7 protein-coding genes are annotated in these 10,069 nt (G+C 69.3%); 6 read left to right on the forward strand and 1 reads right to left on the reverse strand.

Annotated features, from left to right (window positions below; all coding sequences use genetic code 11):
* The first annotated feature begins 100 nt into the window (after window positions 1-100).
* From ACWD26_RS39930 to ACWD26_RS39950, 5 genes are all read left to right on the forward strand, one after another.
* The gene (locus ACWD26_RS39930; RefSeq protein WP_451277951.1) at window positions 101-2,143 is read left to right on the forward strand and encodes a thioredoxin domain-containing protein; all 2,043 of its coding nucleotides are present in this window, start codon (window positions 101-103) and stop codon (window positions 2,141-2,143) included.
* A 224-nt stretch (window positions 2,144-2,367) separates the two neighbouring features.
* On the forward strand, window positions 2,368-3,636 hold the full coding sequence (locus ACWD26_RS39935) for a glycosyltransferase (protein WP_451277953.1): 1,269 nt from the start codon (window positions 2,368-2,370) through the stop codon (window positions 3,634-3,636).
* On the forward strand, window positions 3,633-5,375 hold the full coding sequence (locus ACWD26_RS39940; protein ID WP_451277955.1) for an ArnT family glycosyltransferase: 1,743 nt from the start codon (window positions 3,633-3,635) through the stop codon (window positions 5,373-5,375). The genes ACWD26_RS39935 and ACWD26_RS39940 overlap by 4 nt, the downstream gene beginning before the upstream one ends.
* The gene (locus ACWD26_RS39945) at window positions 5,372-6,634 is read left to right on the forward strand and encodes a glycosyltransferase (protein ID WP_451277957.1); all 1,263 of its coding nucleotides are present in this window, start codon (window positions 5,372-5,374) and stop codon (window positions 6,632-6,634) included. The genes ACWD26_RS39940 and ACWD26_RS39945 overlap by 4 nt, the downstream gene beginning before the upstream one ends.
* Window positions 6,631-9,084: a galactose oxidase-like domain-containing protein gene (locus ACWD26_RS39950; protein ID WP_451277959.1), complete on the forward strand. Its 2,454-nt coding sequence runs from the start codon at window positions 6,631-6,633 to the stop codon at window positions 9,082-9,084. The genes ACWD26_RS39945 and ACWD26_RS39950 overlap by 4 nt, the downstream gene beginning before the upstream one ends.
* Window positions 9,085-9,228: 144 nt before the next feature.
* On the opposite strand, the gene ACWD26_RS39955 is transcribed toward ACWD26_RS39950, so the two are convergent.
* Window positions 9,229-9,375 (reverse strand): hypothetical protein, encoded by a 147-nt coding sequence (locus ACWD26_RS39955; RefSeq protein WP_451277961.1) that lies wholly within the window; start codon window positions 9,373-9,375, stop codon window positions 9,229-9,231.
* A 49-nt stretch (window positions 9,376-9,424) separates the two neighbouring features.
* Here ACWD26_RS39955 and ACWD26_RS39960 point away from each other — a divergent pair, with 49 nt between their 5' ends.
* Window positions 9,425-9,862 (forward strand): cytidine deaminase family protein, encoded by a 438-nt coding sequence (locus ACWD26_RS39960; RefSeq protein ID WP_451277963.1) that lies wholly within the window; start codon window positions 9,425-9,427, stop codon window positions 9,860-9,862.
* Window positions 9,863-10,069: the final 207 nt, after the last annotated feature.

Consider the following 10,069-nt stretch of genomic DNA (forward strand, 5'->3'; position numbering starts at 1 on the left):
CCCGCGCCCCTGACGGGGCGCGCCCAGAGCCTGGTGCGAAGAGCGGGACGCGCCCCCGTGCTGAACAGCGATTCCCGGGTACTGGGGAATGATGGGCACCATGCCGAACCGACTCGCTCACGAGACGTCCCCCTATCTCCTCCAGCACGCCGACAACCCGGTGGACTGGTGGCCCTGGTCGGCCGAGGCGTTCGAGGAGGCGCGGCGGCGTGGGGTGCCGGTGCTGCTCAGCGTCGGTTATTCGAGTTGCCACTGGTGCCATGTGATGGCGCACGAGTCGTTCGAGGACCAGGCGACCGCCGAGTATCTGAACGCGCACTTCGTCAGCGTCAAGGTCGACCGGGAGGAGCGACCGGACGTCGACGCGGTGTACATGGAGGCCGTACAGGCGGCCACCGGGCAGGGCGGCTGGCCCATGACCGTGTTTCTGACGCCGGAGGGGAAGCCGTTCTACTTCGGGACGTACTTCCCGCCGGCGCCCCGGCACGGCATGGCCTCGTTCCGGCAGGTACTGGAGGGGGTGCGGGCCGCCTGGGCCGACCGGAGGGACGAGGTCACCGAGGTCGCCGGGAAGATCGTGCGGGACCTGGCCGGGCGGGAGCTGCAGTTCGCGGCGGTCGACGTGCCCGGGGAGGACGAGCTCGCGCAGGCCCTGCTCGGGCTCACCCGGGAGTACGACGCGGCGCGCGGCGGCTTCGGCAGGGCGCCCAAGTTCCCGCCGTCCATGGTCATCGAGTTCCTGCTGCGGCACGCGGCGCGCACCGGCTCCGAGGGCGCCCTGCAGATGGCGCGGGACACCTGCGAGCGCATGGCACGCGGCGGCATCTACGACCAGCTCGGCGGCGGCTTCGCCCGGTACTCCGTCGACCGGGAGTGGGTCGTGCCGCACTTCGAGAAGATGCTGTACGACAACGCCCTGCTCTGCCGGGTCTACGCCCACCTGTGGCGGGCCACCGGCTCCGAGCTGGCCCGGCGGGTGGCGTTGGAGACGGCCGACTTCATGGTCCGTGAACTCCGGACGAACGAGGGCGGGTTCGCTTCCGCGCTGGACGCCGACAGCGACGACGGGACCGGCAAGCACGTCGAAGGCGCCTACTACGTCTGGACTCCCGAGCAGCTGACCGAGGTGCTCGGGGAGGAGGACGCCCGGCTCGCGGCGCAGTACTTCGGGGTCACGGAGGAGGGCACCTTCGAGGAGGGAGCGTCCGTGCTCCAACTCCCGCAGCAGGAGGGCGTGTTCGACGCCGAAAGGATCGAGTCGGTCAGGGATCGGCTGAATGAGGCCCGTGCGCGCCGCGCCGCCCCCGGCCGCGACGACAAGGTGGTCGCCGCCTGGAACGGGCTCGCCGTCGCCGCGCTCGCCGAGACCGGTGCCTACTTCGACCGCCCCGACCTGGTGGACGCCGCGATCGCCGCCGCCGACCTCCTCGTACGACTGCACCTGGACGAGAAGGCGCGGCTCGCGCGGACCAGCAAGGACGGGCAGGTGGGGGCCAACGCCGGGGTGCTGGAGGACTACGCGGACGTCGCCGAGGGGTTCCTGGCGCTGGCGTCGGTCACGGGGGAGGGCGTGTGGCTGGAGTTCGCCGGGTTCCTGCTCGACCATGTGCTCGTACGGTTCGTGGACGAGGAGTCCGGGGCGCTGTTCGACACCGCCGCCGACGCGGAGAAGCTGATCCGGCGACCGCAGGACCCGACCGACAACGCCACGCCGTCGGGGTGGAGCGCGGCGGCGGGAGCGCTGCTGAGCTACGCCGCGCACACCGGTTCCGAGCCCCATCGGACCGCGGCCGAGCGGGCGTTGGGTGTGGTGAAGGCGCTGGGGCCGAGGGCACCCCGGTTCATCGGGTGGGGGCTCGCCACGGCGGAGGCGTTGCTCGACGGGCCGCGTGAGGTCGCGGTCGTCGGGCCGGAGGGGCATCCGGGGACGAGGGAGCTGCACCGGACGGCGTTGCTGGGGACGGCGCCTGGTGCCGTGGTGGCGGTAGGGACTACGGACAGTGACGAGCTGCCGTTGCTGGCCGACCGCCCGCTCGTCGGCGGTGAACCGACCGCGTACGTCTGCCGTAACTTCACCTGTGACGCTCCCACGACAGAGGTCGACCGGCTGCGCACGGCCCTCGGAACGGTGTCAACCGGCTGAAACAGGTCCGATCAGGCCGAAACAAAGAGCGGACAAGATCGAACAACTGGCTGGAAGTGGGCCGGTGTTCGGACACATCCGACTACGTGTTCCCCCGAACGGAAACACGGTTTTTATCGGAAGGCTCCCCGAGGTTCACAGTTTCCCCCTAGTCTCTCCACGGTGACGCGCCGGGCCTAACTGTCCGTCGCGCAGGGGGTATTGGGGATCCGGGGGGATCTATCTTGCTGACGTCTGTCTTCATAGCCGTCGTCTCGCTGGCCTTGTTCTGGATGGCGGCTTTCACCCTGTGGTGGCAGATGCACGCGTGGCGCACGCCCGAAGTGCTCGCCTCCACCCGGTTCAGCAGACCGGACGGCGACGAACATGTGTCGTTCTCACTGCTGCTGCCGGCACGCCATGAACAGGCCGTGCTGGACCACACCATCCAACGACTGCTCGAATCCAGTCACGACGACTTCGAGATCATCGTGATCGTCGGGCACGACGACCCGGCGACCACCGCGGTGGCCCGGGCCGCCGAGGAACGCGACCCGCGCGTGCGCGTGGTCGTCGACCACCACGAGAAGAAGAACAAGCCGAAGGCCATGAACACGGCGTTGCCGCACTGCCGCGGTGACGTCGTCGGTGTCTTCGACGCCGAGGACCAGGTCCATCCCGAGTTGCTGTCCCACGTCGACCACGCCTTCCGCACCACGGGCGCGGACGTCGTGCAGGGCGGGGTGCAGCTCATCAACTTCCACTCCAGCTGGTACAGCCTGCGCAACTGCCTGGAGTACTTCTTCTGGTTCCGCTCCCGGCTGCACCTGCACGCGCAGAAAGGGTTCATCCCGCTCGGCGGCAACACCGTCTTCGTCCGCACGAGCGTGCTGCGCGAGGCCGACGGCTGGGACCCCGACTGCCTCGCCGAGGACTGCGACCTGGGCGTACGGCTCTCCAGCGTCGGCAAGAAGGTCGTCGTCGCCTACGACTCCGACATGGTGACGCGGGAGGAGACTCCCGGCACCCTGATGTCGCTGATGAAGCAGCGCACCCGCTGGAACCAGGGCTTCCTCCAAGTCTACCGGAAGAGGGACTGGAAGCAGCTGCCGGGCTTCCGGCAGCGGCTGCTGGCCCGCTACACCCTGATGACGCCGTACCTCCAGGCCATCTCCGGAGTGATCATCCCGCTCAACGTGGCCATCGCGCTCTTCCTCGACGTCCCCGTCGGCGTCGCCTTCATCACCTTCCTGCCGGCCGTCACCGCCCTCGTCACCTTCGTGTTCGAGGTCGTCGGACTGCACGACTTCGGCAAGCAGTACGGCCTCCGCGTCCGGTTCGTCCACTACGCCAAGCTCATCGTGGGCGGCCCCTTCTACCAGGTGCTCCTCGCCTTCGCTGCCGTCCGTGCAGTGTGGCGTGAGCAACGCGGCCGCAACGACTGGGAGTTGACCAGCCACGTCGGCGCGCATCTCGTCAACGCGAACGTGAACCGAGAGGACGTTCCTGCGTGACCTCCACACTTCCCGCGGCGACCAAGACGGAAGTCAAGGTCCCCGCGCAGCGGACAGCTGCGCCCAGAGCCGGTTCGACCAGTCGAACAACGGCTTCCGGTTCCGCTTCGCCTGCACCGAAGCGCCTGCGCGACTCGCGCGCCGACCTCGTCCTCTGCGGTCTCCTCCTCGTCGCGATCATGATCGTGCAGGGCTGGAACATCGCCGACTACCCGACCCTCAGCGACGACGAGGGCACCTACCTCGCCCAGGCCTGGGCCGTCCAGGAGGGCAGGGGCCTCGCCCACTACACCTACTGGTACGACCACCCGCCCTTCGGCTGGATCCAGATCGCCATCCTGACCTGGATCCCCGCCCAGCTCGCCCCCGAGTCGATGACCGTCGGCTCGATGCGCGCGGTCATGCTGCTGATCAGCGCCGTCAGCGCCATCCTCGTCTACGTCCTCGGCCGCCGCCTCTCGCTGCCCCGCTGGGCCGCCGGCCTCGGCATGGCCCTCTTCGGGCTCTCCCCGCTGTCGGTGGTCCTCCAGCGGGAGATCTTCCTCGACAACATCGCGGTGATGTGGACGCTCCTGGCGTTCTGCCTCGCCGCCTCACCGAGCCGTCACCTCTGGCACCACTTCGGTGCGGGGCTGGCCGCCGCCGCGGCCGTGCTCACCAAGGAGACGATGCTCCTCGTCCTGCCCGCCGTCCTGCTCACCATGTGGCGGCACAGCCACCGGGACACCCGCAAGTTCGCCATCACCGGCGCCGTCACCGCCTGCACCCTGATCGGCATCTCGTACCCGCTGTTCGCCCTGCTCAAGGGCGAGTTGCTGCCCGGCGACGGCCATGTGTCGCTGTGGGACGGCATCGTCTACCAGATGAGCCGCCCCGGCTCCGGCTTCATCCTCACCGAGGGCACGGGTTCGTACGGCGTCCTGCAGTCCTGGCTGTACTACGACCGTGTGCTGCCCCTGGGCGGGCTCGCGGGCGCCCTGCTCCTGTTGCTGACCTGGCGCTGGTCGGTGACCGCGAGGGCCCTCGCCGGACCCGCGCTCGCCGTCGCGATCCTCGCCGGAATGGCCCTGCGCCCCGGCTATCTGCCCGCGATGTACGTCCTCCAGGCCCTGCCCTTCCTCGCACTCGTCCTCGCGGGCGGCGCGGCGAGCGTCACCCACGGCGTGCTCCGGCGCCGGCGGAGCACGACGGAGAAGCGGGCCCTGACCTGGGCGCGGCACGGGGTCGCCCTGGCCCTCGCCGCGGCGGCGGCCGCGTACGTCGTCCCGCGCTGGTACGACGGCAACCACACCGCCATGACGTTCAACGCCAACGCCCCCTACCAGCAGGCCTCCCGGTGGCTCGGCTCCGAGATCGAGAACCCCGGCGACACCCGGGTCCTCGTCGACGACGCGCTCTGGCTCGACCTCGTCCACGAGGGCTACAAGCCGGGCCTCGGCGTCATCTGGTTCTACAAGGCCGACCTCGACCCGGCGGTGACGAAGACGATGCCACGCGGCTGGCGCGACCTCGACTACGTGGTCGCCTCGCCGACGGTACGGCGCGACGCGGTCGACCTGCCCAACGTCAAGGCTGCGATGGAGAACTCGACGCCGGTCGCCACGTTCGGCAGCGGCGAGGACCGGATCGAGATCCGCAGGATCGAGGCGGCCGGGACCGACGGCCGTACCGGCGAGACCGAGGCCACCGACGGCGACGACCCGATCCGCGAGACCGAGGCCGCTGGAGGCGACCGATGAGCAGCGGCAGTTACGAGTCCACCGTGCCCGAAGAGCTGGGCGACCCGGCCGTGCGAGGGGCGGAAGTCCCCGAGCCGGGGGCCGTCACCATCGTCGTACCGACCTTCAACGAGTCTGCGAACGTACGGGAGTTGCTGCACCAGATCACCGAGACGGTGCCCTGGCGGCTGCCCTGCGAGGTCGTCTTCGTGGACGACTCCACCGACGACACCCCCGAGGTGATCGGCAAAGCCGCGCAGGACTGCCCGTTCCCCGTGACCGTGCTGCACCGCGACGAACCGACCGGCGGACTCGGCGGCGCGGTGGTCGAAGGCATGAAGGCGGCCACCTCCGACTGGATCGTCGTCATGGACGGCGATCTGCAGCATCCGCCGTCCCTGGTACCGGAGTTGGTGGCGACCGGGGAGCGGTCCTCGGCCGGTCTGGTGGTCGCCTCCCGCTACATCAAGGGCGGCAGCCGTGCCGGACTCGCGGGCAGCTACCGCGTGGCCGTCTCGCGCGGCGCGACCTGGCTGACCAAGTCGTTGTTCCCCCGTCGCCTGCACGGCATCAGCGACCCGATGAGCGGCTTCTTCGCGATCCGCCGCAGCGCGGTCACCGCCGAGATCCTCCAGCCCCTCGGCTACAAGATCCTCCTCGAACTCGCCGTGCGCAGCCGCCCGCGCGAGGTCACCGAGGTGCCCTTCGTCTTCCAGGACCGGTACGCCGGCGAGTCCAAGTCCACCGCGCGCGAGGGCCTGAGGTTCCTGCGCCACCTCGTCGGGCTGCGCACCGCCTCACCGCTGGCCCGCATGATGGTCTTCGGGTTGATCGGCGTGACCGGCTTCCTGCCGAACCTGGCGGGACTGTACGCCCTGACCTCGGCCGGTATGCACTACGTCCCCGCCGAGATCCTCGCCAACCAGCTCGGGGTGGTCTGGAACTTCTTCCTCATCGAGCACCTGTGCTTCCGCGAGCGGCGCAGGCACCGCAAGGGGTGGGACCGCATCGGCCGGTTCGCGTTGCTGGCCAACGCCGACCTGGTGCTGCGTATCCCGCTGATCGCCCTCTTCGTCGGCCAGTTCGGGATGCACGCCCTGACGGCGACCGCGCTCGCACTGGTGACGACGTTCGTGCTGCGCTTCGTGGGGACCGAGGCGCTGGTCTACCTGCCACGCAAGGAGTCCCGCCGTGGCAGGAGGTCTCGCCGTGGGGAGCGCGGCGAGGAGAAGCAGGCCGAGCGGAAGCAGGCCGAGCAGCCGGCAAGGAGAGCCGCGTGAAGAACCACCCGAGGAACCACTGGAAGATCCGGATCAGACCCAGACCGAGACGCAGAACGGCCCTGCTGGCGGTGGGAGCCCTCGCCTCCGGCCTCCTGCTGATCTCACCCCAACCCGCGTCCGCCGCCAACCTCATTCAGAACCCGGGCTTCGAGACCGCCGGCGCTGGCGGCATGCCGTACTGCTGGTCGAAGTCGGGCTGGGGCGACAACGACTTCACCTTCTCCACGGTCGCGGACGCCCACTCGGGCTCCAAGGCCATGAAGGTCGAGCTGACCCGCCGGGTCTCCGGCGACCGCAAGGCCCTGATCACCGAGTCGGCGGCCTGCGCGCCCTCGGTCACCGTGGGCAAGCAGTACGACCTGGGCCTCTGGTACAAGTCGACGACCCCGGACACGTCCGTCACCCTGTTCCGGCACGACACCACGGCGGGCTGGCAGTACTGGACCGACCTCAAGACGCTGGAGATGGCGAGCGCTTGGACCGAGGCGACGGTCCGCACCCCCGAGGTCCCGGCGGGCACCGACCGGATCACCTGGGGCGTCTCCGTCTACGGCACCGGCTCCGCCACCACCGACGACTACACCATGGAGCAGGTCGCCGACCCGGTCCCCGAACCCGACTGCACGGGCACGCCGGCGGAATGCCAGAACGGCCGCTGGGACGTCCTGCCCACCCAGAACCCCGTCCGCTCCATGCACTCCGTCGTCCTCAACAACGGCAAGGTGCTGCTGATCGCCGGCTCCGGCAATAGCGAGGAGATGTTCGAGGCGGGCACGTTCACCAGCGCGGTCTACGACCCGAAGAACGGCACGTACAAGCAGATCCCGACGCCGGACGACATGTTCTGCGCGGGCCATGTGCAGCTGGACGACGGCCGGGTCCTCGTCATGAGCGGCAACAAGGCGTACCCGGCGGCCGATGGCTCGCACGGCTACGAGGGCTACAAGGACTCGTACATCTTCGACCCGGTGACGGAGGCGTACACCAAGACGAACGACATGAACGACGGCCACTGGTACCCGTCGGCGACGATCCTCGGCAACGGTGACGTCATCTCGTTCGGCGGCCTGCGCGAGGACTCCACGGGTTCGGTGACGGCGGAACTGTGGTCGGACGCCGAGCAGAAGTGGCTGGAGCTCTGGAAGGTCAACCAGACCTGGTCGTACTGGGGCCTGTACCCGTCGATGATCCTCATGCAGGACGGCCGCCTCTTCTACTCGGGCAGCCATGTCTTCGGCAACAACATCCCGGGCACGGGTTCGGCGATCTACGACTACGGCGCGAACACGATCACTTCGGTGCCGGGCTTGCAGAACAAGGACGAGCGAGACCAGTCGGCGAGCGTCCTCCTGCCCCCCGCCCAGGACCAGAAGGTCCTGACGATCGGCGGCGGCAACATCGACTCCAACCCCGAGGCGAACCGCCTGACGGACGTCATCGACCTGAAGGCCGCGAACCCGGCGTACGTGGCGGGCCCGCCGATCCCGCAGGGCACGGTGGACCTGGGCAACGGGAAGGTCGCCCAGACGGGCAACCAGGGCAAGATGTACGTCTCGGCGGTCCTGCTGCCCGACGGCAAGGTCCTGGAGACGGGCGGCGCCCTCCACAACCGGGCCAACCCGGTCTACGAGACGTCGATCTACGACCCGGCGACGAACACGTTCGACCCGGTGGCGACGGACCCGGAGGAGCGCGGCTACCACTCCTCGGCGTTCCTGCTGCCGGACGGCCGCGTCATGACCACGGGCGACAACCCGGGCAACGGCACGTGGAACCACGACGTGTCGATCTACACCCCGCCGTACCTGCTGAAGGGCAAGCGTCCTTCCATCACCTCGGTGATCGACAAGGAGTGGGTGTACGGGGACACGCAGCGCATCACGGTGGACCGGCCGATAGCGAAGGCGGAACTGATCCGCCCGGCGGCGGTCACGCACTCCTCCGACCCGAACCAGCGCTTCGTGGACCTGCCGCTGTCGGTCGACGGCAACAACGTGGACCTGAACGTGACGAGCAACCCGAACCTGGCCCCGCCGGGCTGGTACATGCTCTTCGCGGTCGACGCGAACGGCGTCCCGTCTGTGGCGGAATGGGTGCACTTGCAGGGCCCGTCCGCCCTGGCCGCCGCCTCCGGCGAAGCCCCCTCGGCCCACGTCCACGACTTCGCGGACGCCCCGAAGGGCAAGACCACCGGCCCGGCGAAGAAAACCAAGTCGAAGAAGGTCAGCCCGACCATCTCCGGCTGCGACCGCCACTACGGCACGGCGAACGTCTGCGTCCCGACGACCTTCCCGGACGAGGTCAAGAAGACGACGGCGTCACGGTGCGAGTGGCTGAAGGAGAACGACTACGGCCGCCTGAAGGTGAACGGCAAGGACGACCCGCTGAAGCTGGACCGCAACGGGGATGGCCTGGCGTGCGGGAAGGCGGATGTGAGGCGCCGCTGACGATCGAGCGCAGCAGGACCTGAGCGCGCCAGTGCACGACACGGCCCCGTTGCCGGTGGATGCCCACCGGCAACGGGGCCGTGGCCTGACCTGACCTGTGGCGGTCGGGCCTGTCCGTGTCGGTCGCGGGTCCGCCGGTACGGGTCAGCCGTAGCGGTACGGCGAGACGGTCGTCGTCGGTGCGACGTAGGCGCCGACGAGAGTGCTGCGAGCAGGCGCGGGGCGGCAGCCGGTGCCGTACCTGGTGCCGTATCCGTTTCGTGGGCACACCGCCGATATTCGCTTGCGCACCCTCGTCACCCGGGCCAACGTCGTCTGACTCCCGACGAAGGCAGAGAAGATGACCGCGCAGACCCACCCCATCGACCACGAACTCATCCAGGCCGCAGCGCACGTCGCTCGCACGCGCTGCCGGGGTGACAACCACACCATGGCAGCCGCGGCCCGCGCCCGGGACGGCCGGATCGTCACCGCGGTGAACGCCTACCACTTCACCGGAGGACCCTGCGCCGAGCTGGTCCTCATCGGCGCGGCAGCTGCCCAGGGCGCCTACGAACTGGACGCGATCGTCGCCGTCGGCGACCGTGACCGCGGGGTTGTTCCCCCGTGCGGCCGGTGCCGTCAGGTCCTTCTCGACTACTTCCCCACCCTCAAGGTCATCGTCGGCGAGGGCGACCGCGTCCGAACCGTGCTCATCACCGACCTGCTGCCCGAGAGCTACGTCTGGGCCGACCACCAGCTCGACGCCGAGAAACCCGCGCCACTCGGCACGGGCTGACACCGGCAGCTCACAGGAGGGCGGACTTCGCCAGTAAAGCCGCGCCGTCCCTGGGTCGCCCGAGGCCGCTCAACAGCGAGCCTTCGAACCAGCTTCCGTCTCGGAGAGCCTTCTAGCTTGATCTTTAACCTGTGCGGCGGGGTTGTGGGGTCGTTGGCTTCTTCGTTCGCTGCTTCGCTGTCGGTGATTTGCGGGGCGTGTGCACGT

The organism is Streptomyces sp. NPDC002787 (genome assembly GCF_053592095.1).